We start from the raw sequence: 26,504 nt of genomic DNA on the forward strand, positions 1-26,504 counted from the left end.
CGAAAGGGCGTCGCGACAGGGAATGACATCAATCGGCATCGGAAAACACATAAGATGCGGGAAGCTATCGCACTGATGCCGTGTGTCCTATATGTCCGAATTTGCACAAAGCAGTCCGAGCCTGCGTGTCGAGTGGGATTTCGGTCCCGACGCTCCGCTCGGGATCGACCGGCTGCTGGCACTGCTGGCCGCCATCGAAGTCAGCGGTTCGATCGCCGGCGCGGCCCGCGCAACCGGTCTGTCGTACCGCAACGCCTGGGGGCTGATCAACGCCTGGCAGGCCTGGTTCGGCCAGCCCTTGATCGCCACCGCGCGCGCGCATGGTTCGACGCTGGAAGCCTTCGCTCGCCAGTTGCTGGAGATCGATCGCGGTGCCCGGCAGTCGTTGGCGCGCGCGCTCGACGGCGCCAGCCAGCCGATGCGCGCGCTGTCGCTGCAGCCGGCCGAACACGGCGGCGCGGCACTGCGTTTCGCCGCCAGTCACGAACCGCTGCTGAACGACCTCATCCGCCAGCTGCGCAGCGAGCGGTCCGACGCCGCGGCGGTCACGCTGAGCACGCACGGCAGTCTTGAATCGCTGCTCGCGCTGGCCGCCCGCCGTTGCGAAATCGCCGGTTTCCATTGCCCGGTTGGCGAGCTGGGGCGCGACATCTGGGCGCTCTACCGCGCACAGCACGGCCTGCCGCGGCTGCGCCTGATCGGTTTCGCCCGCCGTCGGCAAGGCCTCATCCTGGCGCGCGGCAATCCGAAGAAGGTGAGCGGCCTGGCCGACCTGTCGCGCACCGACCTGCGTTTCGTGCATCGCCAGCCGGGTGCCGGCACACGGCTCGCGTTCGACCTGCTGGCGCGCCGCGCCGGGCTGGATACGCGCGCGCTGAACGAGGGCGACGAAGAGCACACGCACGCCGCGGTGGCGGCGCTGATCGCCAGCGACGAAGCCGACGCCGGCCTCGGGCTGGAAGCCTTCGCCCATCGCCTGGGGCTGGACTTCATCCCGCTGTTCGAGGAGATGTACTTCCTGGCGATGCGCGACGCGCCGGCCTCGCGCGACACCGTGCAGTCGCTATCGGCCCTGTTGCAGCAGCCGGACTGGCGCGCGCGCGCCGACGGGCTCCGTGGCTATTCGCTGGCCGAGGCCGGGATCGAGTACGACGCCGCCGGCGTCGAACGCCTGCTGTTCGGCGGCTGATATCCGCGGCGCCTGCGCCGGCCCTTGGTAGAATCGCGCCTCAGTTACCGGACCCTTACATGAAACGCACCCGATTCGCCCGCCGCGGCGGCCTCACCCAGGACGCCGCCCTGCTCACCCGGCTGGCCACCGGCCTGGCGCTGTCCGCCAGCCGCATCGAAGACCGCTACTGGGAAGTGCGGCTGACCGAACAGGTGAGCCGGCTGCTGGCCGACCGCAACGAAGACGCGCTGAACGCCGCGCTCGACCACCTGTGGCGCGAGGACGCACCGGCCTATGACGAACTGGCCGATTTCATCGAAGCCGGCAGCGAATGCGGTCTGCCGGGCGACGCCAACAAGGACTGGGACGCCGTCGTGTTCGCAGCCCCCCTGCTTGCCTGGTCGCGCTTCTCGATCCCGGCCGGGCCGATCGCCGCTCCGCTGCTGGCCAGCCTCAAGGTTCAGCTGTGTGCCCACGCCTTCGGCGCCCACACCAAGGTTGCGCTGGCCGACTATCTGTTCAGCCCGGACCAGTTGCCACGCGGCTACGTCGAAACGCGCGATCTGGCCGACGACCTCGGTGAAGCCGTGCTCGCGGGAAATGATCTGAAGCTCGAAGCGGAGGCGATGGCGCAGACCACCACCTTCCTGTCCGACACCCGCTACCTGATCGGCATCGCCATCGTGCCGCGCGGTCAGGCGCTGTTCCGCTGGCAGGAGGACGACGGCCAGCGCGAACACGTGGTGAAGCAATGGCAGGCCCAGGGCGGTGCCGTCATCGGCACGCTGATGCAGGGCTGTGCCTTCGAACTGCTGCCGCCCAACGCCTACCATTCGGCCTGCCGTGAAGCCGACCGCGCGTCGCGCGCCTACTCGCTGCGCGCCTCGGTCGCCTTCCTCGAACAGACGCTGGCGGTGCCGGCAACCGGCCTGCGCGCCATCATTGCGCCCTTCTACGACAAGCAGCTCGAGGAATACCGCGTCGCCTTCACCACCACCGACTCCAGCGACGTCGTGCACGGCGTCGTGTGGGCGCTGCTCGGTGCCGAGGATGAGGAAACCGACACCGTCGGCGAGATCGAAGGCGTGCTGCGCGAATGCGGCCTGACCGACACACTGGTGCTCGACCACCGGATGCCGATGGAGTACTGCGACGACTGCGGCGCGCCGATGTATCCGGACCCCGACGGCCAGCCGGTGCATGCCGAACTGCCCGAATCGTCGGACCAGCCGCCCGCTCACCTGCACTGACACGTCATCCTGTTTCCGCGGCCGCGCCTCGCGCGGCCGTTTTCATTTGCTGAAGAACGCTCATGTCGCTTGAAAAAGAAGTCGCCCGCCGGCGCACCTTTGCCATCATTTCCCACCCTGACGCGGGCAAGACCACGCTGACCGAAAAGCTGCTGCTGTTCGCGGGCGCGATCCAGATCGCCGGCAGCGTCAAGGCGCGCAAGGCCGCCCGTCACGCCACCTCCGACTGGATGGAGATCGAGAAGCAGCGCGGCATTTCGGTCGCCAGCTCGGTCATGCAGATGGAGTACCGCGACTGCGTCGTGAACCTGCTGGATACGCCGGGCCACAAGGACTTCTCGGAAGACACCTACCGCGTGCTGACCGCGGTCGATGCCGCGCTGATGGTGATCGACGCCGCCAACGGTGTCGAAGCGCAGACGCTGCGCCTGCTCGAAGTCTGCCGCGCGCGCAACACGCCCATCATCACCTTCATCAACAAGATGGACCGCGAAGTGCGCGCGCCGCTCGACCTGATCGACGAGCTCGAACGCACGCTGGGCATGGACGTCGCGCCGTTCACGTGGCCGCTGGGCATGGGCAAGGATTTCGCCGGCGTCTATGAACTGCGCGAAGACCGCATGCGCGTGTTCCGCGCCGGTGAGGACCGCATTTCCGGCGACGAGGAAGTGCTGCTCGGCCTCGACAACCCGGAAATCGCTGGCCGCTACCCGATGCAGTTCGACACCGCGCACGCCGAGATCGACCTTGTGCGCGAAGCCGCCCCGCCCTTCGACGAAGCGGAATTCCTGGCCGGCCGGCAGACGCCGGTGTTCTTCGGCTCGGCGATCAACAACTTCGGCGTCAAGGAAGTGCTGGACGCCCTGGTCGACCTCGCGCCGCCACCGGGCGGCCGCCCCGCGATACAGCGCCGGGTCGAGCCGACCGAAGAGAAGTTCACTGGCGTCGTGTTCAAGATCCAGGCGAACATGGACCCGTCGCACCGCGACCGCGTGGCCTTCCTGCGCGTCTGCTCCGGCCACTTCGAGCGCGGCATGCGCATGAAGGTGAGCCGTAACGGCAAGGACATCCGTCCGAACAACGTGGTCGCCTTCCTGTCGCAGCGCCGCGAACTGCTGGAAGAGGCCTACGCCGGCGACATCATCGGCATCCCCAACCACGGCACGCTGCAGCTGGGCGACACACTGACCGAGGGCGAAACGCTGCAATTCACCGGCCTGCCCTTCTTCGCACCGGAACTGTTCCAAGGTGTTGAAGTGAAGGATCCATTGAAAACCAAACAGTTGCGCGCAGGTCTTGAGCAACTGGGTGAAGAAGGCGCCATCCAGGTGTTCCGCCCGCTGGCCGGCGGCACGCTGCTGCTGGGCGCGGTCGGCCAGCTTCAGTTCGAGGTGGTCATCCACCGCCTGAAGACCGAATACGGCTGCGACGCCCGCCTCGAAGGCACCCGTTACACGATGGCGCGCTGGGTCACCTGCGACGACGAGCGCGAACTGAAGCGCTTCATCGACGCCAACGCCCACCGCATCGCCTACGACGCGGTGAACGCCCCCGCCTTCCTTGCCACCATGCGTGCCGAACTCAAGGTGGCCGAAGAGAAGTGGGAAAAGATCAAGTTCCACGCCATGCGTGAACATGCGGGGCTGATGTTCGCCAGCCACTGAGATACCGCTTCAGCGGCCGATCGGGAGTGCTCGTTGTGGGAGCGGCCTTGGCCGCGACGCGGCCAATGCAGTCCGCAGGCTTCGATCCAGGCTTCTGTCGGGGTCAGAAGACCCCTCCCACAGAATCCCGGCCCAGGCTCCGGCCGCGAGTCGGGCGCCCGTCCTTGTGGGAGCGGCCTTGGCCGCGACAGGGCCGATGCAGTCCGCAGGCTTCGATTCAGGCTGCTGTCGGGGTCAGAAGACCCCTCCCACAGAACCCCGGCCCAAGCTCCGGCCGCGAGTCGGGCGCCGGTCCTTGTGGGAGCGGCCTTGGCCGCGACAGGGCCGATGCAGTCCGCAGGCTTCGATTCAGGCTGCTGTCGGGGTCAGAAGACCCCTCCCACAGAACCCCGGCCCAAGCTCCGGCCGCGAGTCGGGCGCCGGTCCTTGTGGGAGCGGCCTTGGCCGCGACAGGGCCGATGCACGCCGCAAGCTTCGATACCGGCCGCTGTCGGGGTCAGAAGACCCCTCCGCCCACAAAAACCCAGCTCCGACGCTCAGTCCTTCTTCTGCGGATGCCCCGCCTTCGACGGCAGCTTCAGATGCAGCGCCGCCTTGGCCATCAGATTGGCCGACACCGGCGCGGTGATGAACAGGAACAGCGTGATCAGCAGTTCGTGGATGCCGAAGCGGCCGTTGGCGGCGCTGTAGATCATGCTGGCGATCAGCACGCCGCCGACGCCCAGCGTGGTGGCCTTGGTCGGTGCATGCAGGCGCTGGAAGATGTCCTTGAAACGCAGCATGCCGATAGCGCCGACCAGCGCGAAGAAGGCGCCGATCAGCAGCATGGCGACGACGATGATTTCGACCACCGGGTTCAGCGTGTCCATCCGTTCTCCTTACTCGATCACGTCGCCGCGCGTCAGGTAACGCGACAGGCCGACGGTGCCGACGAAGCCCAGCATGGCGACGATGAGCGCGGCCTCGAACAGCTGATCGGTCTGCTGGCGCATGCCCAGCACGATGACCAGCGCCACCACGTTCACATAGAGAGTGTCGAGCGCCAGGATGCGGTTGACCACTTCCGGACCGCGCAGCACCCGCCAGCCGCAGATCAGCATGGCGATCACGATGGCGCCGACCGTGATGTCCAGAGCCAGCTCAATCATTCGAAAATCTCCCGCAGCGGTACTTCGTAACGCGCCTTCATGTCGCGTGCGGCGGCCACCGGATCGTCGCAATCCAGCGCATGAACCAGGATTTCGCGTCGATGCTCGTCAACGATGCACGACACGGTGCCCGGCGTCATCGTGATGATGGAGGCGAACAGCGCCACGCCATTGGGATGCTCGATGTCCAGCGGCACCGGCACCCAGGCCGGCTGAGGTACGCGCGATGGGCTCAGCGCGAGCTTGGCGACGGTAATGTTGGACATGATGATGTCCCACACCACGATGCCGGCCAGCCGCAGCACGGTCGCGGCGGACTTCAGCGTGACGCCGGGGCCGATGAAACCGCTGACCAGCCGCGGAATCACCAGCCCGAGCACGATGGCGGTCAGCACATTGCCCGGATCGATTGACTGCTGCAGCATGAGCCAGCCCGCGGCCACCATGGCCGACATGATCGGGTGCCCGAACCAGCGCTTGCCGTGCGCGGCTTCAGTCGTCGCCATCAGTGAGCTCCTTCGCTGGCCGGACGCGGAAACACATAGGGTTGCGTGGTCTGCGCGCCAGCGGCGCCAAGTACCGCTTCCTGATAGGCGCGATGATCGACCAGCTGTACCGCGGCCGCATCGGTATAGCGCTTCAGCGGCCCGGCGAGCACGCTCATCAGCACGCCGGCGCCGATCAGTGACACGGTGGCGAGTACCAGTCGCGGGCTGGCGCCGGCCGCCGTGCCGCCCCCCTCCGATTCCGGACGCACGCTCCAGAACAGCACGCTGCCGGCGCGCGCCAAACCGATCAGCGTCAGAAAGCCGACCAGCAGCACGACCGTCCACACCCAGGCCTGCGCCTCGTGCCCGCTCGACGCCTGCAGCACCATCAGCTTGCCGATGAAGCCCGGCAGCGGCGGCAGACCGGCGGCCGACGCGGCGCCGAGCAGCATCAGCAGACCGAGCAGCGCCGGCTGTGCCACTGCCGGCCCGGCTTCGAGACGGTCAGCGGCGTCGCCGCGTTGCGCCGACACCAGTTCGACCAGCAGGAAAAGCGCCGCGATGATGAGCGTGCTGTGCGCCATGTAGTACAGCGCCGCCGACCAGGCGGCCTCGCTGAACAGACCCAGCGCGGCCAGTATCGTGCCGACCGAGGCGACCGTCATGTAGGCCACCATGCGCGGCAGCGTGTGCGCGGCCAGCATGCCGAACACGGCCAGCACGCTGGTGCCCAGCGCCAGCGGCAGCAGCCAGGGCTCGACCGTCAGTGCCGACGCACCGGCGTCGGCGCCGAAGATGACGCCATGCACGCGCAGGATGCTGTAGACGCCGACCTTGGTCATGACCGCGAACAGCGCCGCGACCGGCGCGCTCGCGGCCGCGTAGGTCGAAGGCAGCCACAGGTGCAGCGGCAGGATGGCCGCCTTGACGCCGAACACGACGAGCAGGATGAGCGCCGCCGCCTTCAGCACCACCGCGTCATCGCCGGTCACCAGTGGCACGCGCTGCGCCAGGTCGGCCATGTTCAGCGTGCCGACGGTGGCATAGATCAGCGACACGCCGATCAGGAACAGGGCGGAGGCGGCCAGGTTGATCGCCACGTACTGTACGCCGACGCGGAAGCGCTCGCGGCCCTGGCCGTGCAGCAGCAGAACGTAGGAGGCGATCAGCAGCACTTCGAAGAACACGAACAGATTGAACAGGTCGCCGGTCACGAAGGCGCCGTTCAGACCCATCAGCTGGAACTGGAACAGCGCGTGGAAATGCCGGCCGTGGCTGTCCCAGCCGCCGCTGGCGTAGAACAGCACCGGCAGCGCCACCGCCTGCGTCAGCACCAGCATCAGCGCCGACAGCCGGTCGATCACCAGCACGATGCCGAAGGGCGCCGGCCAGTCGCCGACGCGGTACACGCGCAGCGCGCCGTCGTCCGCTTCCATCGCCAGCTTGAGCGCGAACATCAGCCCGAGCGCGACCGACACCAGCGCGATGCGGCGCAGCCGCGGCAGCCTCAGTTCCGCCGGGCGGTCGCCGATCAGCAGCATCAGCATGGCGGTGAAACTGGGCAGCAGCACCGGCAGCACCGCGAGGTGCTGGCGGAACAGCTGCATCATCACATCGGCAAAACTCATGTTCATGCTCCGGGCTCCCGGCCGTCAACGTGGTCGGTGCCCGATTCAGCGCGACTGCGCAGCGCCAGTTCGATCACGAAGCCGGTGGTGGCGAAGCCGATCACGATGGCGGTGAGCACCAGCGCCTGCGGCAGCGGGTCGGCCTGCACCTCGCCCTGCCCCAGTATCGGCGGCGCCGCGCTCCACAGCCGGCCCATCACGAAGATGAATATGTTCACCGCGTAACCGAGCAGCGTCAGGCCGAGCACGACCGGGAAGCTGCGCCCGCGCAGCATCAGGTAGACACCGCAGGCGGTGACCCAGCCGATGCCGCTGGCCACCAGGAACTCCATGCTGATGTTCGCGAAAAGACTCATCCGTGCTGCTCCTTGCTCGCTGCACCCAGTACCGACAGCGTCAGCATGGTTGCACCGACGACGGTGATATAGACCCCGAGGTCGAAAGCCGCCGCACTGGCCAGCGGCAGTTCGCCCAGCAGCGGCAGCGCCGGGTGGCCGTGCGCGCTGGTCAGGAAGGGGCGACCGAACCAGAAGGCGCCGATGCCGGTCAGTCCGGCGATTGCCAGGCCGGTGCCGATCCAGCGCGAGAAGCGACGGCCGGCGGCGCCGTGCAGCAGCGCCTCGGCGCGCGCCTGACCGAGCGCCATGTACTGCATCACCAGCGCCACGGCGGTGATCAGCCCGGCGATGAAACCGCCGCCCGGCACGTTGTGGCCGCGCCAGAAGATGTAGGCCGACACCAGCAGCGCCAGCGGCAGCACCACGCGCGCGGCGACGCGCAACAGCAGCGGCTGTTCCTCGAAGGCCCAGCGACGGCCGTCCGGGTCGGCGTCGGGCCGGCGCGTGCGGAAGCCGTCGAGCAGCGCCAGCACACCGATGCCGGCGATGCCGAGCACAGTGATTTCGCCGAAGGTGTCGTAGCCGCGGAAGTCGACCAGGATGACGTTCACCACATTGGTGCCGCCGCCCTCGCTCAGCGACTTGTCGAGGAAGAACCACGAGATCGAGTCGTGCGTGCGCGTAAGCATCAGCCAGGTCAGGCCGGCCACACCGCCGCCGGCGAACACGGCGAGCAGCGCGTCGCGACCGCGGCGCAGCGTGCCCGACTCGAAGGGCGTGCGCTGCGGCAGCAGGGCCAGACCCATCAGCAGCAGCACCGTTGACACCACTTCGACCGACAGCTGCGTCAGCGCGAGGTCGGGCGCCGACAGCCCGACGAAGGTGAAGGCGGTGACCAGGCCGACGACACCGGTCAGCACCAGCGCCTGGAAACGGTTGTGGTGGGTCAGCACCAGCATGGTCGCGCTCGCCAGCAGCAGCACCCACACGGCGAGCGCCAGTGGCGAGGCCGGCATCAGCTCGCGCGGGCCGGTGCCCGGCAGCGTGTCGGCCGCCCAGAAAGGCGCGGCCGCCAGCACGATGGCGAAGGCCACCATCAGCGCCAGCGACCGCTGCAGCGAACCGTTCTCGAAGCGCGCGGTGAGACGACCGGCAAAGCCGAACAGACCGTCGATCAGGCAGGTGAAGGTGGCCTTGCCGGAGAAGGCCCGCGGCGTGTAGCCGTGCAGCCGGAACACGCGCTGCAGTGCGACGTACAGCGCGGCGCCGACGACCACCGCGATGCCGCTCATCAGCAGCGGCAGGTTGAAGCCATGCCAGATCGCGAGGTGATAGTCGGGCGTGTCGCCACCGAGCAGCGCGCGCGCCGCGACCTCGACCAGCGGGCCGTAAGTGAGCGCCGGAATCACGCCAACGACGACGCACAGCACCGCCAGCAGCGCCACCGGCGCCAGCATGCCGAACGGCGGATCGTGCGGATGCGCGTCGGCCGGCAGATCCTTCGTCGAGCCGTTGAAGAAGGTGTCATGCACCAGGCGCAGCGAGTAGGCCATCGAGCAGACGCCGGCGAAGGTGGCGACCACCGGCACCGCCGCGCCCCAGAACATCGTCGCCTCGACCGCTTCGTGGAAGAACATTTCCTTCGACAGGAAACCGTTGAACAGCGGAATGCCGGCCATCGCCGCCGCCGCCGTCATGGCGAAGGTGGCGGTCCAGGGCATCAGCCTGAGCAGACCGCCCAGGCGGCGCATGTCGCGCGTGCCGCACTCGTGATCGACGATGCCCGCGCTCATGAACAGCGCTGCCTTGAAGGTGGCGTGGTTCAGGATGTGGAACACCGCCGCCACCGCCGACAGCGGCGAATTGAGGCCGATCAGGAAAGTAATGAAGCCGAGGTGGCTCACCGTCGAGTACGCCAGCAGGCCCTTCAGGTCGTGTTTGAAGATGGCCACCCAGGCGGCGAAAGCCACCGTGGCCAGACCGAAGCTGGCAACAATGCCCTCGAACAGGTCGGTGCCGCCGACCGCCGGGTAGAGCCGCGCCAGCAGGAAGATGCCGGCCTTCACCATGGTGGCGGAGTGCAGGTAGGCAGACACCGGCGTCGGTGCGGCCATCGCCTCCGGCAGCCAGAAATGGAAAGGCACTTGCGCGCTCTTGGTGAAGCAGCCGACCAGTATCAGCACCAGCATGACCGGGTACAGCGGGTCGGCCTTGATCACGTCGCCACTGAGCAGGATGTCGCTCAGTTCGTAGCTGCCGGCGATCTGGCCGAGCAGCACGAAACCCGCCAGCATCACCAGGCCGCCGCCGCCGGTCACCGCCAGCGCCATCCGCGCGCCCGCCCTCGCCTCTTCCTTGTGGCCCCAGTAGCCGACCAGCAGGAAGGACGAAACGCTGGTCAGCTCCCAGAACACGACCAGCAGCATGATGTTGTCCGACATGACGATGCCCAGCATCGCCGCCATGAACAGCATGAGCAGGGTGTAGAACTTGCCGGCCGGGTCGGAATCGGCGAGGTAAAAGTGCGCGTACAGCACGATCAGCGAGCCGATGCCGGTGATCAGCAGCGCGAACATCAGCGCCAGACCGTCAAGGCGCCAGCCTATCGACAGGCCGAGCGAGGGTACCCAGTCGGTGTGCGCCACCAGCGTCTGGCCGGCGAACACCTGTGGTGCCAGCGACAGCAGCATGCCGAGCGCGGTCAGCGTGACGGCGCCGGCGACCAGCGCGGTCAGCAGACGACGCGCGGGCGAGTTGTCTCGACCAAAGGCAAAACAGAGCAGCGTGCCGGCCACAAGGGGCAACAGCACTATCGTTGCGAGTGGATTCATGGAGGCTGCCGGACTGTGGCTGGCTGAAACCGGCCGAAGGATACATTGTTTGCCGCCGCCGGACCGGCGCGGCGGACGGCCCATCCGGCACGCAGGCATCGCAGCATTTTGCTGACGCCGCGCTGACCGTCAGTGCTGTGTCCAGGTTCCCCGGCGCAGGTAAGATCGCCCACCATGACGACCGCCGCACTCCCGATTCCCCTGCGTCCGCTCGACGAGATCACCGTGCCGGAAGCGCTCGACGGCCACGATGGCGTGAACCGCGCCGACCGCGCGCGGCTGCAGATCGGCGCGCAGACCGACATCGAGGCGATCCGTTGTTTCCTCGCCGAGTACGACCGCTCGCCCGGCACCCACCGCATCTACCAGCGCGAATGCGAGCGGCTGCTGCTGTGGTCGCTGATCGAGTGCGGTCGGCCGCTGTCCAGCCTGAACCGGCAGGACTTCGAGGGCTATCTGCACTTTCTCGCCGACCCGCAGCCGGCCGCGCTGTGGTGCGGCCCCAAGGTGCAGCGCGTGCGCGCCGAGTGGCGCCCCTTCGTCGGCCCGCTGTCGGAATCGGCGGTGCTCACCGCGATCGCCGCCATCAATTCGCTGATGAGCTATCTGGTCGACGCCGGCTATCTCGCTGGCAACCCACTGGGGCTGATCCGCCAGCGCCGGCGCAAGCTGTCGCTGGAAAAGAACGGCCCGGCGCACGTGATCGCGCAGACCGAGGAAATGCAGAAGGTCGAGCGCTTCCTCGACGCGGAGATGTGGCAGGCGGTCACCCAGGCCATCGAGGCGATGCCGCGCGACACCGACGGCGAGCGCGACGAATACGAGCGCGCCCGCTTCATCGCCGCCCTGCTCTACATGCTGGCGCCGCGCGCTGGCGAGCTGGAATCGCACCGCATGAACAGCTTCCGCGAAGAGCGCGGCCGCTGGTGGTGGCATGTGGTCGGCAAGGGCGGCAAGCAGGCCAAGGTGCCGGTGGCCGACGACATGGTCCATGCGCTGGTGCGCTACCGCAAACACCTCGGCCTGAGCGCCATGCCCAAGCGCACCGACATGACGCCGCTGCTGGTATCGATCAAGGACCGCAGCCCGATCACCGCGCGCCGGCTGAACCAGATCCTGAAGAAGATCTTCTATGCCGCCGCCGAACTGCTGCCCGAAATATCGGAGCACAAGCGCGAGAAGCTGCGCGCCGCCTCGGCGCACTGGGGCCGCCACACCGGCATCACCGCCAAGCTCGACAGCGGCATGAACGAGCGTTACGTGCAGAAGGACGCCCGCCACACCGACGCCCGCACCACGCAGCGCTATATCCACGAAGAGGAAGAGCGCTGGCACGACGAGGCGCAGAAGCAGCAGCTGCCCTGGGCGTCGCCAGAAAAAGTTTCTCCGTCGAAGTAAGCATCCGCACCCCGCCCGGGTCTAGTGGCCGGAGAGCGTAGTGCGCAGTGATCCGGACACCGGCGGCTGTTCTCGCGAAACGGGTTGCGGGGCCCTGCCCCGCCCGCACACTTCCTCAGGAGAACATTCATGTCCACGTCCCATTTCGGCGCCTCGATCGCCGCCACTGCTGCCGCCTTCGCCCTGTCGGGCGCCGTGTTTGCCGCCGACATGCCGGCCGGCAGCAAGGGCGCTGCCGTCGCCGCTGGCGACAAGGTGCATTGCTATGGCCTGCATGCCTGCAAGGGCAACAGCGACTGCGCGACCGCCGAACACAGCTGCAAGGGTCAGAACGCCTGCAAGGGTCACGGCTTCAAGGCGACCACCGCCAAGGAATGCCTGGGCCAGGGCGGCACCATCGGCGATCTGGCCGCCAAGTAACACTTTCGCGCCGACACGCGGCCCGGGCCCGCCCGCGCCGGGCCGCGCACTGCCGATGACCACACTCACCATCCCCTCGCCCGGCTTCGGCCTGGGCCTGCGTCCCGCCCACTACACGGCGCTGCTGGAAACGCGCGCGCCGCTGGACTGGCTGGAAATCATTTCCGAAAACTTCATGGTCGCCGGTGGCAAGCCGATGGCCATGCTCGATCGCCTGCGCGCCGACTACCCGATGGCCATGCACGGCGTGGCGCTGTCGATCGGCTCGACCGACGCGCTCGACCGCGACTACCTGAAGAAGCTGAAAGCGCTGGCGGACCGCGTCGATCCGCTGTGGATATCCGACCACTTCTGCTGGACCGGCGTCGGCGGCCACAACGCGCACGACCTGCTGCCGCTGCCCTATACCGAAGAGGCGGTGCGCCTGCTGGTGAACCGCATCGGCCAGGTGCAGCACGAACTCGGGCGCCGGCTGGTGCTGGAGAACGTGTCCAGCTATCTCGGCTACGCGGTGTCCGACATGATGGAGTGGGATTTCATCCGCACCGTCGCCGACGAAGCCGACTGCCTGCTGCTGCTCGACGTGAACAACGTCTATGTCAGCAGCGTCAATCACGGCTTCGATCCGGTGAGCTATCTCGCCGGGCTGCCCGCCGCGCGCGTGCAGCAGATCCATCTGGCCGGCCACTCGATGCACGACGACCATCTGGTCGATACGCACGACCAGCCGGTGTGCGAAGAGGTGTGGGCGCTTTATGACATCGCCTGCGGCATGTTCGGCGAGGTCGCGACGATGATAGAGCGCGACGACAACATCCCCGACCTGCACGAACTGCTGAACGAACTCGCCCGCGCCCGCCGCATCGCCACCCGCGCGCAGACCTTCGAGCAGGTGGCCGCGTGAGCACGCTGGCCGGACTGCAGCGGCAATTCATGCGCTACCTGCACGGCGAGCCCAACGGCTTCGTCAACACGCTGGCCGCGGCCGACGGCCTGGCGCCGACGGCACGCGCCCACATCTACCTGAACGCCTACCGCGTGCGCCTGCTCGACACGCTGAAAGACAGTTTCGACAAGACCTGGGCCTGGCTCGGCGACGAGGCTTTCGAGCAGGCCGGGCTGCGCTACATCGAGGCGCATCCGCCGACGCATTTCAGCCTGCGCCCCTTCGGCGACGGCCTTGCCGACGCGCTGCATACGGCCTGGCCGGCCGACCCGGAAGTGGCCGAACTGGCCCGCCTCGACTGGGCATTGCGCGACGCCTTCGACGGCGCCGACGCACAGCCGCTCGAAGCTGCCGCGCTCGCGACCTTCAGCGAAGAGGACTGGGCCACCGTCGTATTCCGCCTGCACCCGACCGCGCAGATGCTGCGCATGCAGCGCAACACACTGGACCTGTGGCACGCGATGGACCGCGGCAACACGCCGCCGGCCGTCGTCGATCTGGCGCAGCCGATGACGGTACTGGTCTGGCGCAAGGGAGTGCAGCCGCATTTCCGATCCGTTGACGCCGCAGAGGCCGGCATGCTCGCCGCCATGCAAAGCGGGATGCCCTTCGCCGCCGCCTGCGAAACCGTCGAGTCGGACGACGCACAGGCCCTGATTGGCGGCTGGCTCGCGCGCTGGCTGGAGGACGGCCTGCTCTGCGCCGACCGGCGCTGACTCAGCTCGCCTTTTCGGCCGCGCCCTTCAGCGCAGCGCGGCATTCATCGACCATGCGCGCGATCAGTTCGGCGCAGCTCGGCACGTCGCGGATCAGCCCGATCACCTGACCGGCGGTGATCACGCCGCCATCGACCTCACCCTGCGCCAGCGCCGCCGCACCGCGCGCACCGCTGACCAGCGGGCGGATGTCGTCGAAGGTGCAGCCGCGGCTTTCCGCCTCGACCACCGCATCCGATACCGCGTTGCGGAACACCCGCGCCGTGTTGTGCAGGCTGCGCAGGATGAGCCGCGTGTCCCGCTCGCTCGCATTCACCAGCGCCTGCTTGATGCTGTCGTGGATGGGCGCCTCCTTCGTCACGCAGAAGCGCGTGCCCATATTGACCCCCTCGGCGCCCAGCGCCAGCGCCGCCGCCATGCCGCGACCGTCGCCGATGCCGCCCGAAGCGATGACCGGAATGTCCAGCGCCTGCGCCGCGATCGGAATCAGCACCAGGCCCGGCACATCGTCCTCACCCGGATGCCCGGCGCACTCGAAGCCGTCGATGCTCACGATATCCACGCCCTTCTTCTGCGCAGACAGCGCATGCCGCACCGCCACGCACTTGTGGATGATGGTCGCGCCGCGCGCCTTCGCCTTGGCGATGAAAGCCTCCGGATTGTTGCCCGCCGTTTCGATGATGCGGATGCCCGCATCCAGCATCGCGTCGAGATAGGCCTCGTAAGGCGGCGGCTTGATCGCCGGCAGGATGGTCAGATTCACGCCGAAAGGCTGATCCGTCATGTCGCGACAGCGCGCGATCTCGGCCGTCAGCGCCTCCGGCGTCGGCTGCGTCAGCGCCGTCAGAATGCCCAGCCCGCCGGCATTCGACACCGCCGCAGCCAGCTCCGCCCGCCCCACCCACATCATCCCGCCCTGCACGATGGGGTAGCGGATGCCCAGAAGTTCGGTGATGCGCGTTTTCATGCCTTGTGTCCGGTGACGGGGAACAGAGGGTGATGATGCGCCAGCGGGGTAGAGACAGGGCGTTTCAAACGGTGTGAACAGGGCGCCAGCGCCGCAATTGCCTGACGGGGCATGGAGTGGGCCTGGGTGCCGATGCATCCGCCGAAAGGTCGATTGCCGTGTAACACCGCAGATGAGAGGCTCAGATAACCGAAAGCCCGCTGTAATGCCCTGAACTTAAAAGGAATCGATTGTGTGGGCCGCTGGACTATCACGCAGCGTTCTAATAAGCCATGCAGTCCTGGCGTATGCATCACTTTAGGCACTGGATGAACAACATTTCGAGGAGGAAGAGTGAGCAGAATTGAACCAAGCAGGGCCGTTTCAACCAGCAAGGCGGACAACGTTCGAAGCATGAGCGCCCATCGAGGGTTATGTGTTTTCTACAGCTTGCTTGGCTTCGCGTTCATCGTGCTCTTTGGGAGCGAATCGAAAGGAATGTCTATTGTTGGGCCGGCCCTTCTGCTTCTAGCTATCGGCTTCGTACATGGAGCAATCGCATTCGGAGCGGCACGGTCAGCTCCCTGGGCACGAATTTCTTCAATGGTCGTTGGCTGTTTGATGTTGCTTGGTTTTCCCATCGGAACTCTCATTGGGGTGTATCTCCTTGCAAACCTCAAGTGGCCCAAACAACAGGCCCTGTGAAGTGGCTCACTGATGTCGAGGTCTGGTGAATGGCCGCGACGTCTAACGTGGCGCGTGCAAAAAGTTTTCTGTGAACGGCATCATAGTGAAGTTCCGCAGTTCTTTCGCTGATCGGAGTTCTCATACGTTTACAGTGGTTGTGACGCATTTGATGCCCAAGTCTTCCATTGAGAAGACCAGACCCTACAAGCCAGGCATGCGCTCTCATGTCAAACGCTGGACGTAATAGAAAAATGGGGACGGAACACGTTTTCGGTAATCTGAAGCTCTTGTGGGTCAAAAGAGTCGTGGTTTGACCCCTATTTCCGCTCAGTCACCTTTCACGTAGATCGAACTTAGATGAGCGAAGACGCCAGTGATAAGCAACTCACGGTTACTGCGGCAGCAGGCGATGTCCTTTTCGCACGTGATCGGATTCCGTATCCAGGACTCATTCTTCAGGGCTTTGAGCAAAGACGTCGAGCGGGGCCAGAACTGGAGCCGTACGTATCATTTCCACATCTTCAGAACCTACTCGAATTTCTCGAATTCGTAGTGCTCACCGAGCGTATGGTGGTACCCGTGCCAGTGTTCTCGAAGAGAACTGAAAGAATTGTCTCTAGCCGTCGGAACTGGGCGGACTTCGCTTTGTTTCAGGCGACAGGCGACCTTGATCTCACAACAGAGTCGGTCGTGGACAGGTTAACTTCCGCAGGTGTTCTCTTAGATGCACATATAGACGTTGGCGATGCGACTGCTGACGACGTAACTGCGAGGCTTCTGCCGGGCAGCAGGAAGTTACAGGCCGAATTTTCCCGCCGCCTCGCGTTCGCGGGGAAATGCGGGCGCACCGATCCTTTTGGATACGCCTCGGCTGAGATGGCATATTGGTACGGTGCCCCGCTGCACGTTGCAGAAGCAGCCGCGATCGCGAAGGTTCCATACATGTTGTCCTCGGTGGACGAAAACCATCTCGCGGGCTACGAAAATGAAAGCCTACGTACTCGCAAGGCCTTGACAGAGGTGCTTCTTGACCGTCTCAACTTGGGGGCGAGGCGCGAGATCGCGCGTCTCGCCGATCTTGGGGCGGACCTACAGTTTCCAGAGACTCCAATTGCTTCCTTGATTATCCGTAACGCATCATCTCCGATTGGTCTGGTCGATGCTGCGCTTGAACTTCGTAAGGAGTTTTCAGAGTACCGATATCAAATAAACCAGCTTCAGAGTGACTTGGCTGACAAGTCACTGCCGTTGAAGGTCCGCCTTAGGCGTGCAAGAGAAATTGAACTGTTGGCTGAATCTCTTTGGCCTTCAGGTGACAAGGACTTACGTGCTTCGGCGATGGGTATAGGGGATGCATTTCTCGCGATCCCGGAGATTGCATCTGGGTCTTCCCCCTCGACGCTCAAGCTGGCAGCTGAAAAGCTTATTTCTCTCCCGGTAGAACGCCTCGTTAGCCTCTACAGAAGACGGCGGGTGCGACTACTCCTTAAAGCAAAGCGTGAGTTTTTTCGTGCTCCTGATCTTGAGGCAAAAGTCGCTCAACTCTTGGGTGTGCCTGCGGAGATTGTGTCGAAGTCGCGACGCTCGAAGAAGGCGAACCTTACTGCACGGTACGCCGCAAAGAACCCTGACGTTGCGGCAGAATGGTACGGAAGAGGACAATAGGGGACAGACCACGTTTTTAGTAATCTGAATCTCTACTGGGTCAATGTAGTCGTGGTCTGCCCTCCGTCTCTACTTGACTCCTGTGTCCACTGAATCACCCCCCTTCCGTAGTCCCCGGATCGGCCAATAAGCGGGCAAGTGCGAAGGCCGATTAACGCAATTCGTGCGATCAGACTTGCAGCGTGTTCACGACGAGAGGGGCTCAGCTTCGGAAATCACGCAAGCTACTTCGCTCATACAATAAATCGCCACATCTTCAAGCAACCAATTCGCTCACTCGTCACTAATTCTCCACGGCAGATCATGAATATAAAACGAGTTTTAATTGTCGTATTCGCATCAACGCTATCCGCTTGCGGCACGTTTTACCCGGGTTCCGACCCCAAAATCATGGCAGAAGCCATTGAGGAAAAGAATAAACTGCTTGAGGCTGTTGTGTCCGAATGGGCTCCAGAGCGAGCCAAAAAATTCGACGCCTGGAAATTATCTCACGAGAATAGTGAATCATTGATCCGTAGCTTAGCGTTAGAAACCAGAGAAGGTTCTATTTCAGAGAATTCGGCTACATCCGAAGAGAGCGTGGTCTACTCTAATCTGTCGAGAATTGAAATTTGGGATGGGTCGTATGCGCCGTTGATGATCGCCGTCCCTGGTGGAGAATTTTCGATCGGAGGCACTGACAAATTGGCCTCGGACCGCGAAGTACCTCGTCAACAAATCAAGTTATCTCGGCCATTCTTTGTTTCGAAATACCCCATCACCGTCGGCGAATTCGCATACTTCGCTCGAGAAACGGGGTACAAATCAGAAACCGGAATAAAAGGCTGTTTATACAACTATTTCATGTGGCAGATTGGCGCGGAACATGGGTGGGCATATCCTGGTTACGCTCAATCTTTCGACTATCCGGCGGTGTGCATTAACAAGCATGACGCCACCGCATATGCTGCATGGCTTAGCGAGAAGACGAAGCAGGCCTATCGATTGCTTACGGAGTCCGAATATGAGTGGGCCGCTAGCGGCGGGCGCGACAGTGTATATCCATGGGGCGATGAATTTGAAAATGGTAAAGCGAACTGCTCTGTGCGTGGCACCGAGGGCGTTAAACCCGTTGGGTCGTATGAGCCCAACGGGTTCGGCCTCTACGACATGGTCGGTGGGCCGATGACTTTCGTGGCGGATTGCTACACAGAGGACTATACGGTCTTGCCATCTGACGGCCGTGCAGTCACATCAGGGAAACCAGCTGGGGGGTTAGTCGGCCGATTGACGGGAACAGATAAACCGAACGAATGTTTGAGTTCGATGCGGGGAGGAAGCTGGTGGGTAATTGGCGTTTCCAGATATGAGTTATACGACTGTACAAATGCACTTCGCGTGTCTCATCGAGGCTTCGGCAACATTAACAGCCGAAATTTCGCCGTTGGCCTTCGGCTGGCTCGTGACATTCCTTGAACCATAAGCGCTTCACTCGATATTTCGTGCAAGTATGCAGCCCGTTTATAGCGCATTAGGGGAACACCGATTTAACAGGCTGGTTAGAAACCCTTGAATCCTTCCGGATCGTGTCCGTCCGATCATTTTTCCGGTAAGCGAATTATCGGGGTCAGACCCCATATATTGCCGAGCGGATGAAGCGATGCAGCGATTCCACGGAAGGAAAACGGATAATCGCCGCGCGGTTTGCCACCGTTGAACCCGTGTTCGGCAACCTGCGGCACAACAAGCGACTCACCCGCTTCACGCTGTGCGGGCGCACAAAAGTGGATGGGCAGTGGAAGCGGTACTGCATGGTGCACAACATCGAAAAGCTCGGTCACCATGGATACGCCAATTAGGTAAGCTGGCGGATAAAGGGGTGCCCGCGCACGAACACAGAATGTCCGACCGCGCCGGATTCAGGGGACGACGATGAAACGAAGATCGCGAGACTGAAACGATGAAGAACGACTTCGGACCGGCCAAGGCCGGAAGCAATCGCTTGCCCCTGAATGGGGTTTTTCTACAGCGTCGTTAGATGTACGGAATCATCGAAGCACTCCTTTGGGCGGTGAAAATCGCCTATGGCGTGTGGGTCGTCCTTGCCTTTGGAATATCCAGGGCGCTGTTCAAGAATTATGCAGCGTGCGCGGCGCTGTTTCTGGGGCTGTTGCTTGCGCCGCCTGGATACTTCTGGCTTCTGTCCCATAGTCTTAATCGCGGGCTGAACGAGCTACGCGAAGAAAACGAGAGCCTTCTGAGCGATGCGCAGTCGTACTTGACCCGTGTTTGCGAGAAGGAGCGACAAGTCATTGTCAAGCGCCAAGTCGCGTTCGACGCGGGTGTGCGCCTCGATGTTGACCATCAGCAGACGCTCGCCCTTGACGGAACTCCATCACCCTTACCCGAAACACCACAAATGCGGCGCAACCAAGAGCGATACGGCCAGTCCCACCCTCGCGCTCTCCACAAGAATCAGTACATCGAGCCCATATATTGGGTGCGGAACATCTTTCCGGACTCGGTATTGATCGCCTCTCGCTTCGAGTTTGTCGAGGCGATTTCCCCCTACCAGAGTCCCCGAGCTTTGCGCGCGACAGCTAGAAAGCGTTGGTGGCTTTCCACTGGCCGCAGTCAAACGCCTGCCACGCTGCTTTCCAACTTTGATCGGCGCCTAAGCGACGCACAAGACGGGCAGAATTGGTGGCTAAGTTGGCCGATCGTTGACAGCACTGCGAAGTACGCCCTCACCATCGAGGACATTTCTACATTGGAAGATCGCAGGCATTGGGTCGCTCGTGGACGCATTCGGCTCGTCGATCGCGCCACTCGCGACGTTGTCATTGAGTACGTTGGGTTTGCCGCCAACAAGTCCCCGGCATACGAGCCGCGTCACTCGTATCCCTGGCAGCACAGCCTTGCATGCCCAGGATTGGAGAGGCGATACGATCGTGAGCGAGGAGCGTGGGATGTACTAGGGTTCTTCTTTCATGAGGTTGTGCAGTACGAGTAGCGCAGTCTAGAACAATGAGGGACAGGCCACGATTTTTCACTCGAATAGTCCTTGACCGTGAACCACGGAAGATCTCGACCAGACCCTATGTCATTACTGCTTTATATATGGGCAAGCTGTCGAAGCCAACTGCTCGGCCTGCTCCTGATAGTCTGCGCGAGCACGTCCTTTTTTTCGGCACCGGTTTCGTCGCAGCCACCGCAGACGGAGATTCAAGGCTGGTCTTCTGAATGGTTAGTTGGGACAACGCTGGAGTTGGTAAGCGAGACGGACATCCTCCATCTACGCTTCGCAAGTAAAGATTGGGTCGCGGTGACGACAGGAAAGAAAGATGGTCCAGTCACGGCCCCAATTCTCTCCTGGCACATCAAGAATGGAAAACTGTTCATCGGGCAGCAGGCGTCGGCTGAGGGCGGGATTGAGTTTGTTTCATTATCCGGGACCGCTCTCATCACTTTCCTGGAAGGCAAGAAAATGATTTTTAAGGCATCCCGGTGATCGTGCGTCGATAATGGATTGTAACGGCATGGGTCAGACCGCGGTTTTTCTGGTTTTCGACGCGCATTCGATTCGTGGTGCTGATGTCGCGAAGGAGCGGGGTTGTTGAGAGTTCCGAATTTCCTGAAGTGCCTTGAATTTCAATTGGCACTTGCATTCATCGCCCTCGTTCTCTTGACCTTGTTATACGAATCGGCCATGCGTCTTATTCCGACTGCCGCGGAAAACTGCACAAGGCAATGCGGGGAGTTGGATTTGAAGGGGCGCATGGTGCCTATCTACCCAGAGCCCATGACTAGAGCGAGTCGGAGCAAGGGGCCGATGGAGTGCAGGTGTGGCGATTAGTATGTTGGTGACAAATGGTCGGTAATAGATGTGATTTTCTCCGAAGGTGTTTTCGCGCTCGGAATTTCAATTCATCGCAACCGACAGCCGAGTAGCGGGTCGGATTCCATCGTTCCGCACCTCAAACAAGGAGCCCACCTATGGAAACACAGGAACTGCATCGCGGTCGCCTCATAGACCACATCCAGCTTGTCGTCAGCGATCTGGCGGCCAGCAAGGCCTTCTATGAAGCTGTTTTCGGTGCCCTGAACATTCCCATCGGCGGTACCGCGGATGACTACTTCTGGGCGGACGAGCTGTTCGTGTCAACGGCGACGAGCGTTGCGGCGCAAGGCAAGCTCACCGGTCGCTGCCACCTGGCGTTCCAGGCGCAGGACCGAGCGATGGTGGATGCGTTCTACGCGGCCGCACTGGCGAATGGCGGCAAGGACAACGGGGCGCCGGGAGAGCGGCCCTATCACCCCGGTTACTACGCAGCCTTTGTTCTCGACCCCGACGGCAACAACATCGAGGCGGTGTACCACGGCGAAGCGACCCGATCGTCGGCTTCCGTCCGCATCACGTTCTAGCGGAGCACGCCGGTCGCTCGGCCAGACGCAACGAACGCGATTGGCTGAGGCGGGTTGGCGTTCTGTCCTTGCCGACGGCCCGCCCTGTCGATCCGCCAGCCCATCGTTCGTCGTACCCATCCCTACCCCACTCTGAATGGAGAACAGGCGATGCGATTCATCATCACGGCGCAGTCCGATCCGGCGAACCGGAGCGCCGAGCAGACCGACGAGTTCGATGCCGATCTGTTCAAGGCCTATATGCGCTTCAACGAGGAGATGCACACCGCCGGGGTGCTGGTGGCGTCCGAAGGTCTGAATCCGGCGGCGCAAGGCGCGCGGATTGCTGTTGCGGACGGCAAGCGCTACGTCGTCGATGGTCCGTTCGCGGAGTCCAAGGAGCTGGTCGGCGGCTTCTACATCATCGAGGTCGCGTCTCTCGATGAAGCCATCGGTTGGGCGCTGCGCGCGCCCTGCGGCCTCGGCACGGACGACGTTCTGGAAGTGCGGCAGCTGACCGGTTCGGACGACCTGCCGGCTGATCTTCTTCAGCTCATCGAGGAAGCGGCGCCGACCTGGAGTGCCGATACCTGGCAGTCGCGCAGCCGCGAGGCGCGCTGAAGCGCTTCGATCCGTCCGACATTTTCGCCTTCGAGGAGAACCATCATGGTCACGCCAGCAAAGAACACCGTCTGTCTGTGGTTCAACGGCGGCGCCGAAGAAGCGGCGCGCTTCTACGCCGCCACCTTTCCTGATTCCTTCGTCGGCAACGTGTATCGCGCGCCGGCTGACTATCCGTCCGGCAAGGCCGGCGACGTGCTGACGGTGGAATTCACGGTCATGGGCATTCCCTGCCTCGGGCTGAATGGCGGGCCGGCGTTTCCGCAGACCGAGGCCTTCTCGTTCCAGGTGGCGACGGCGGATCAGGCGGAAACCGATAGGCTGTGGAACGCCATCGTCAGCAACGGCGGTCAGGAGAGCGCCTGCGGCTGGTGCCGGGACCGCTGGGGCCTGTCCTGGCAGATCACGCCGGTGGCGCTGATGAACGCCATTGCCCACCCCGACCCGGCGACGGCGAAGCGGGCGTTCGAGGCGATGATGGGCATGACGAAGATAGACATCGCGGCGATCGAGGCGGCGGTGCGCGGCTGAACCGCAGGTCGCGTTTCGTGCGTCGCAGGACGGCGTCGTTCAGAGGCAGCACAAGCTCACATCAACCCCGGGAGGACAAGAATGAAATGGATGCTGGTGGTCATCGTGATGAACGCGCCGGTCAAGACCGATCTGGTCTACGGCAGCCTTGCCGAATGCCTGTCGGCGGAAGCGCAGATGCGGCAGGAGTGGGCCGAGCACTATGGGCAGGCGAAGAAGGCCGGTGCGCCGGCTGAAACCCTGGGGCTGCTGAGTTCGCAGGTGACCAAGGGGACTTGCATTCCGGCGAAGTGAGGGGTGTGGCGGGTTTTGCGGACGGCGGCACGGCGGGTTGGTGATGTTGAGGTTTTTGCGGCCGCTGTCGGGGTCAGAAGACCCCTCCCACAGAACCCCAGCTCAGGCTCTGGTCGTAGATCAGGCGCACCGCCCTGTGGGAGGGGTCTTCTGACCCCGACAGCGGCGGCGAGCAGAGTGGCGGCGCCGGGTCCCGGCCCAATCGCGGCCAAGGCCGCTCCCACAGGAAGTGCGCCTGCTTGGCGGCCGGGGCCGGAGTTTTCTCACAGAAGGGCAGCCCAGGCTCAGGTCCGCCGGTCGGGTGCGCCGCCCCTGTGGGAGGGTTCTTCTGGCCCCGACAGCGGCGGTGAGCAGAATGGCGGCGCCGGGTCCCGGCCCAGTCGCGGCCAAGGCCGCTCCCACAGGAAGTGCGCCTGCTTGGCGGCCGGGGCCGGAGTTTTCCCACAGAAGGGCAGCCCAGGCTCAGGTCGCCGGCCGGGTGCGCAGCTCCTGTGGGAGGGGTCTTCTGACCCCGACAGCGGCAGTGAGCAGAATGGCAGCGCCGGGTCCCGGCCCAGTCGCGGCCAAGGCCGCTCCCACAGGGATCGCGCCCGACCCACGGCCTGATCCGGGGTTTTGTGGGAGGGGTCTTCTGACCCCGACTGCTGCGGTGGGCAGAGAGGCGCCGCCGATCCAGGCTCTATCGCCGCCAGGGCCGCTCCCGCAGGAGACCGACCTACATGCCGTTGTAGATCGGCCCTTCCCCACCCTGCGGCGTGACCCAGGTGATGTTCTGCGTGGGGTCCTTGATGTCGCAGGTCTTGCAGTGCACGCAGTTCTGCGCGTTGATCTGCAGCCTCGGGCCGGTCTGCTCGCGGACGATTTCATACACGCCAGCCGGGCAGTAGCGCTGTTCGGGCGCGTCGTAGGCGGCGAGGTTGACGGTGATGGGTACCGCTGCGTCCCTAAGCTGCAGGTGACAGGGCTGGTCCTCTTCGTGGTTGGTGCTCGACAGGAAAACCGACGACAGGCGGTCGAAGGTGAGGACGCCATCCGGCTTCGGGTAGTTGATCGGCGTACAGCTCGCCGCCGGTTGCAGTGAGGTGTGGTCGGCCGTGTTGCGCAGCGTCCACGGCACGGCGCCCTTGAACAGCAGCTGTTCGGCGCCGTACAGGAAGGCGCCCAGCCACAGGCCCTTCTTCATGTAGGGCTTGAAGTTGCGCGTGCGGTAGAGCTCGTCGCGCAGCCAGCTGATGCGGAAGTTTTCCGGGTAGGCGGCGAGCGCGTCCTGCGCGCGTCCGGCGACGATGGCCTCGACCGCGGCGTCGGCGGCCAGCATGCCGCTCTTGATCGCGGCGTGGCTGCCCTTGATGCGTGCGGCGTTGAGGAAGCCGGCGTCGTCGCCGATCAGCGCACCGCCCGGGAACACCAGTTTGGGCAGGCTCTGCAGGCCGCCGGCGGTGATGGCCCGCGCGCCATACGACAGGCGCTGGCCGCCCTCGATGTGGGTGCGGATCGCCGGGTGGGTCTTGTAGCGCTGGAATTCCTCGAACGGCGACAGGTGCGGATTGCTGTAGTTGAGCCCGACCACGTAGCCGATGGCGACCAGATTGCCCTTCAGGTGATAGATGAAGCCGCCGCCGTAGGTGGCGTTATCCACCGGCCAGCCGGCGGTGTGCACGACCAGGCCCGGCTGGCTCTGCGCTGCCGGCACCTCCCACAGTTCCTTCAGACCAAGGCCGTAGGTCTGCGGGTTGACGCCGTCGCGCAGATTGAAGCGCTGTTCCAACTCTTTGCCCAGATGGCCGCGGCAGCCCTCGGCAAACAGCGTGTATTTCGCGCGCAGCGCCATGCCCGGCTGGAAGTTCGGCCCCGGCTCGCCGTCGCGCGTCAGGCCCATGTCGCCGGTGATGACGCCCGCCACCTTGCTGTCTTCGATCAGCAGCTGCGCGCCGGTGAAGCCGGCGAACACATCGACGCCCAGCGCTTCCGCCTGTTCACCCAGCCATTTGACGACGTGGCCCAGGCGCACGATGTAGTTGCCGTCGTTATGGAAGCTCTGCGGCAGCAGCGCGTGCGGCAGCGATCGCGCGCCGGTTTCCGACAGGAAGAGCATGCGGTCTTCGGTGACCGGCGTGTCGAGCGGCGCGCCGGTTGACGCCCAGTCGGGCAGCAGTTCGGTCAGCGCGCGCGGGTCCATCACCGCGCCCGACAGGATGTGGGCGCCAATTTCGGCCGCCTTCTCGATCACGCACACCGACAGTTCGATGCCGGCCTGTGCCGCCTGCTGCTTCGCGCGGATCGCCGCCGCCAGTCCGGCCGGGCCGGCGCCGACAACCAGCAGGTCGAATTCCATGGATTCGCGTTCGATGTCGCTCATTCGTGTTGTCTCAGGTGCGGGAGCGGGCAAGGCCGCCTACGGGCCGATTCTCGCCGATCAGCTGCCTGCCCGCGCGAGCGGGCCGGGCATGTCAGGATTCCTGCAGGTTCTGGATCGGCTGATCGGCCAATCGGCCAATCGGCCTCAGCCCTTCCCGCCAGCGCGCGCGAAGATGCCGGCGACGGCGTCCTGCAGGTCGGCCGGCAGCACGACCACCTTGGCGTTCGGCGATTCGCCCAGCTTGTTCAGCGCGGCGATGTACTTCTCGCCGAGCAGATACATCATCGGCAGCTGCTGCTCTCCCAGCGATGCGGTCACGCGACGGATCGATTCGGCGCTCGCCTCGGCCAGCGTGACCTGCGCGGCGGCGTCGCGCTTGGCCGACTCCAGCCGCGCTTCGGCTTCAAGAATCATCGATTGCTTCTGCCCTTCGGAGCGCGTCACCATGGCCTTGCGCTCGCGCTCGGCGCTGGCCTGCTGTTCCATCGCGCGCTGCATCGAGTCGGACGGGTTGATGTCCTGGATCTCGACCGACTTGACGGTCAGGCCCCAGTCGATCGCCTCGTCGGCGATGCTCTCGCGCAGTCGCACCTTGATCTTGTCGCGGCTGGACAGCGCCTGGTCGAGATCCATCTCGCCGACGATGGAGCGCAGCGTGGTCATGATCAGGTTGCGGATCGCCTCGGAAAAGTCGGTCACGCCATAGACCGCCTTGACCGGGTCGGTCACCTTGATGAAGGCGACCGCATTGGTGCGGATGACCGCGTTGTCGCGGGTGATCACCTCCTGCTCCTGCACGTCGAGGATGATGTCCTTGGTCACCACCTTGTAGGCGACGTCGTCGAGGTAGGGAATGATGATGTTGAGGCCGGGCAGCAGCGTGCGCAGGTATTTGCCCATGCGCTGTACCACCCACTCCTCGCCCTGCGGCACCACGCGCAGGCCCTTGGCCAGCGTGACGGCGACGAATATCACCAGTGCGATGACGACGACCAGTCCGGAACTCATGGCGAACCTCCC

General features: G+C 64.2%; 24 protein-coding genes and 1 pseudogene. 16 read left to right on the plus strand and 9 right to left on the minus strand.

Annotated features, from left to right (window positions below):
- Positions 1–91 precede the first annotated feature (91 nt).
- The 3 genes from ACQ66H_RS10650 (at position 92) to ACQ66H_RS10660 (ending at position 4,085) form a co-directional block, all read left to right on the plus strand.
- Positions 92–1,189 (plus strand): substrate-binding domain-containing protein, encoded by a 1,098-nt coding sequence (locus tag ACQ66H_RS10650; RefSeq protein ID WP_430434005.1) that lies wholly within the window; start codon positions 92–94, stop codon positions 1,187–1,189.
- A gap of 59 nt (positions 1,190–1,248) precedes the next feature.
- On the plus strand, positions 1,249–2,421 hold the full coding sequence (locus tag ACQ66H_RS10655; protein WP_430434006.1) for a DUF2863 family protein: 1,173 nt from the start codon (positions 1,249–1,251) through the stop codon (positions 2,419–2,421).
- Between the two features lie 62 nt (positions 2,422–2,483).
- On the plus strand, positions 2,484–4,085 hold the full coding sequence (locus tag ACQ66H_RS10660; protein WP_430434007.1) for a peptide chain release factor 3: 1,602 nt from the start codon (positions 2,484–2,486) through the stop codon (positions 4,083–4,085).
- 536 nt (positions 4,086–4,621) lie between these two features.
- Here the strand turns inward: ACQ66H_RS10660 and ACQ66H_RS10665 are convergent.
- Genes ACQ66H_RS10665 through ACQ66H_RS10690 form a run of 6 tightly spaced genes read right to left on the minus strand, consistent with a single transcriptional unit; the run spans position 4,622 to position 10,518 of the window.
- A complete protein-coding gene (locus ACQ66H_RS10665) occupies positions 4,622–4,954 on the minus strand; it encodes a Na+/H+ antiporter subunit G (RefSeq protein WP_430434008.1) in 333 nt (110 codons plus the stop codon).
- Between the two features lie 9 nt (positions 4,955–4,963).
- Complete coding sequence (locus tag ACQ66H_RS10670; RefSeq protein WP_430434009.1) at positions 4,964–5,233, minus strand: K+/H+ antiporter subunit F; 270 nt, start codon at positions 5,231–5,233, stop codon at positions 4,964–4,966.
- A complete protein-coding gene (locus tag ACQ66H_RS10675; protein ID WP_430434010.1) occupies positions 5,230–5,739 on the minus strand; it encodes a Na+/H+ antiporter subunit E in 510 nt (169 codons plus the stop codon). The genes ACQ66H_RS10670 and ACQ66H_RS10675 overlap by 4 nt, the downstream gene beginning before the upstream one ends.
- Complete coding sequence (locus ACQ66H_RS10680; protein WP_430434011.1) at positions 5,739–7,355, minus strand: monovalent cation/H+ antiporter subunit D; 1,617 nt, start codon at positions 7,353–7,355, stop codon at positions 5,739–5,741. Before ACQ66H_RS10680 ends, ACQ66H_RS10675 begins: the two co-directional genes overlap by 1 nt.
- The gene (locus ACQ66H_RS10685) at positions 7,352–7,705 is read right to left on the minus strand and encodes a Na+/H+ antiporter subunit C (protein WP_430434012.1); all 354 of its coding nucleotides are present in this window, start codon (positions 7,703–7,705) and stop codon (positions 7,352–7,354) included. Before ACQ66H_RS10685 ends, ACQ66H_RS10680 begins: the two co-directional genes overlap by 4 nt.
- Complete coding sequence (locus ACQ66H_RS10690) at positions 7,702–10,518, minus strand: monovalent cation/H+ antiporter subunit A (protein WP_430434013.1); 2,817 nt, start codon at positions 10,516–10,518, stop codon at positions 7,702–7,704. The genes ACQ66H_RS10685 and ACQ66H_RS10690 overlap by 4 nt, the downstream gene beginning before the upstream one ends.
- A gap of 174 nt (positions 10,519–10,692) precedes the next feature.
- Here ACQ66H_RS10690 and ACQ66H_RS10695 point away from each other — a divergent pair, with 174 nt between their 5' ends.
- From ACQ66H_RS10695 to ACQ66H_RS10710, 4 genes are all read left to right on the plus strand, one after another.
- Complete coding sequence (locus ACQ66H_RS10695) at positions 10,693–11,916, plus strand: tyrosine-type recombinase/integrase (RefSeq protein WP_430434014.1); 1,224 nt, start codon at positions 10,693–10,695, stop codon at positions 11,914–11,916.
- A 129-nt stretch (positions 11,917–12,045) separates the two neighbouring features.
- Positions 12,046–12,336 carry a BufA2 family periplasmic bufferin-type metallophore gene (bufA2, locus tag ACQ66H_RS10700; protein WP_430434015.1) on the plus strand — a complete coding sequence of 97 codons (291 nt, stop codon included), beginning with the start codon at positions 12,046–12,048 and terminating at the stop codon, positions 12,334–12,336.
- Between the two features lie 55 nt (positions 12,337–12,391).
- Positions 12,392–13,240, plus strand: coding sequence for an MNIO family bufferin maturase (gene bufB, locus ACQ66H_RS10705; protein ID WP_430434016.1), 849 nt, complete (start codon positions 12,392–12,394; stop codon positions 13,238–13,240).
- Entirely contained in the window at positions 13,237–13,998 is a 762-nt protein-coding gene (locus tag ACQ66H_RS10710) for an HvfC/BufC family peptide modification chaperone (protein ID WP_430434017.1), read from the plus strand. Before bufB ends, ACQ66H_RS10710 begins: the two co-directional genes overlap by 4 nt.
- Before the next feature lies 1 nt (position 13,999).
- Here the strand turns inward: ACQ66H_RS10710 and ACQ66H_RS10715 are convergent, their stop codons facing one another.
- On the minus strand, positions 14,000–14,965 hold the full coding sequence (locus ACQ66H_RS10715) for an NAD(P)H-dependent flavin oxidoreductase (RefSeq protein ID WP_430434018.1): 966 nt from the start codon (positions 14,963–14,965) through the stop codon (positions 14,000–14,002).
- A gap of 1,023 nt (positions 14,966–15,988) precedes the next feature.
- On the opposite strand from ACQ66H_RS10715, the gene ACQ66H_RS10720 reads away from it, so the two are divergent.
- From ACQ66H_RS10720 to ACQ66H_RS10760, 9 genes and pseudogenes are all read left to right on the plus strand, one after another.
- The gene (locus tag ACQ66H_RS10720; protein ID WP_430434019.1) at positions 15,989–17,296 is read left to right on the plus strand and encodes a hypothetical protein; all 1,308 of its coding nucleotides are present in this window, start codon (positions 15,989–15,991) and stop codon (positions 17,294–17,296) included.
- A gap of 390 nt (positions 17,297–17,686) precedes the next feature.
- Positions 17,687–18,751, plus strand: coding sequence for a formylglycine-generating enzyme family protein (locus ACQ66H_RS10725; protein ID WP_430434020.1), 1,065 nt, complete (start codon positions 17,687–17,689; stop codon positions 18,749–18,751).
- A gap of 170 nt (positions 18,752–18,921) precedes the next feature.
- Positions 18,922–19,134: pseudogene (locus tag ACQ66H_RS10730) on the plus strand (transposase); the annotation flags it as partial.
- Between the two features lie 179 nt (positions 19,135–19,313).
- A complete protein-coding gene (locus ACQ66H_RS10735; protein WP_430434021.1) occupies positions 19,314–20,288 on the plus strand; it encodes a hypothetical protein in 975 nt (324 codons plus the stop codon).
- A gap of 87 nt (positions 20,289–20,375) precedes the next feature.
- Positions 20,376–20,786 (plus strand): hypothetical protein, encoded by a 411-nt coding sequence (locus ACQ66H_RS10740; RefSeq protein ID WP_430434022.1) that lies wholly within the window; start codon positions 20,376–20,378, stop codon positions 20,784–20,786.
- Between the two features lie 485 nt (positions 20,787–21,271).
- Positions 21,272–21,700, plus strand: a complete 429-nt coding sequence (locus ACQ66H_RS10745; RefSeq protein WP_430434023.1) for a VOC family protein — start codon at positions 21,272–21,274, stop codon at positions 21,698–21,700.
- 150 nt (positions 21,701–21,850) lie between these two features.
- Positions 21,851–22,300, plus strand: a complete 450-nt coding sequence (locus tag ACQ66H_RS10750; protein WP_430434024.1) for a YciI family protein — start codon at positions 21,851–21,853, stop codon at positions 22,298–22,300.
- Positions 22,301–22,345: 45 nt separating this feature from the next.
- Positions 22,346–22,831: a VOC family protein gene (locus ACQ66H_RS10755; protein ID WP_430434025.1), complete on the plus strand. Its 486-nt coding sequence runs from the start codon at positions 22,346–22,348 to the stop codon at positions 22,829–22,831.
- A gap of 81 nt (positions 22,832–22,912) precedes the next feature.
- Positions 22,913–23,125: a hypothetical protein gene (locus ACQ66H_RS10760; protein WP_430434026.1), complete on the plus strand. Its 213-nt coding sequence runs from the start codon at positions 22,913–22,915 to the stop codon at positions 23,123–23,125.
- A gap of 715 nt (positions 23,126–23,840) precedes the next feature.
- Here the strand turns inward: ACQ66H_RS10760 and ACQ66H_RS10765 are convergent.
- Together ACQ66H_RS10765 and ACQ66H_RS10770 are read right to left on the minus strand one after the other, a co-directional pair.
- Entirely contained in the window at positions 23,841–25,484 is a 1,644-nt protein-coding gene (locus ACQ66H_RS10765) for an electron transfer flavoprotein-ubiquinone oxidoreductase (RefSeq protein ID WP_430434027.1), read from the minus strand.
- 144 nt (positions 25,485–25,628) lie between these two features.
- The gene (locus ACQ66H_RS10770) at positions 25,629–26,492 is read right to left on the minus strand and encodes an SPFH domain-containing protein (protein WP_430434028.1); all 864 of its coding nucleotides are present in this window, start codon (positions 26,490–26,492) and stop codon (positions 25,629–25,631) included.
- Between the last annotated feature and the right edge of the window lie 12 nt (positions 26,493–26,504).

The organism is Methyloversatilis sp. (assembly GCF_965284615.1).
GTDB lineage: Bacteria > Pseudomonadota > Gammaproteobacteria > Burkholderiales > Rhodocyclaceae > Methyloversatilis.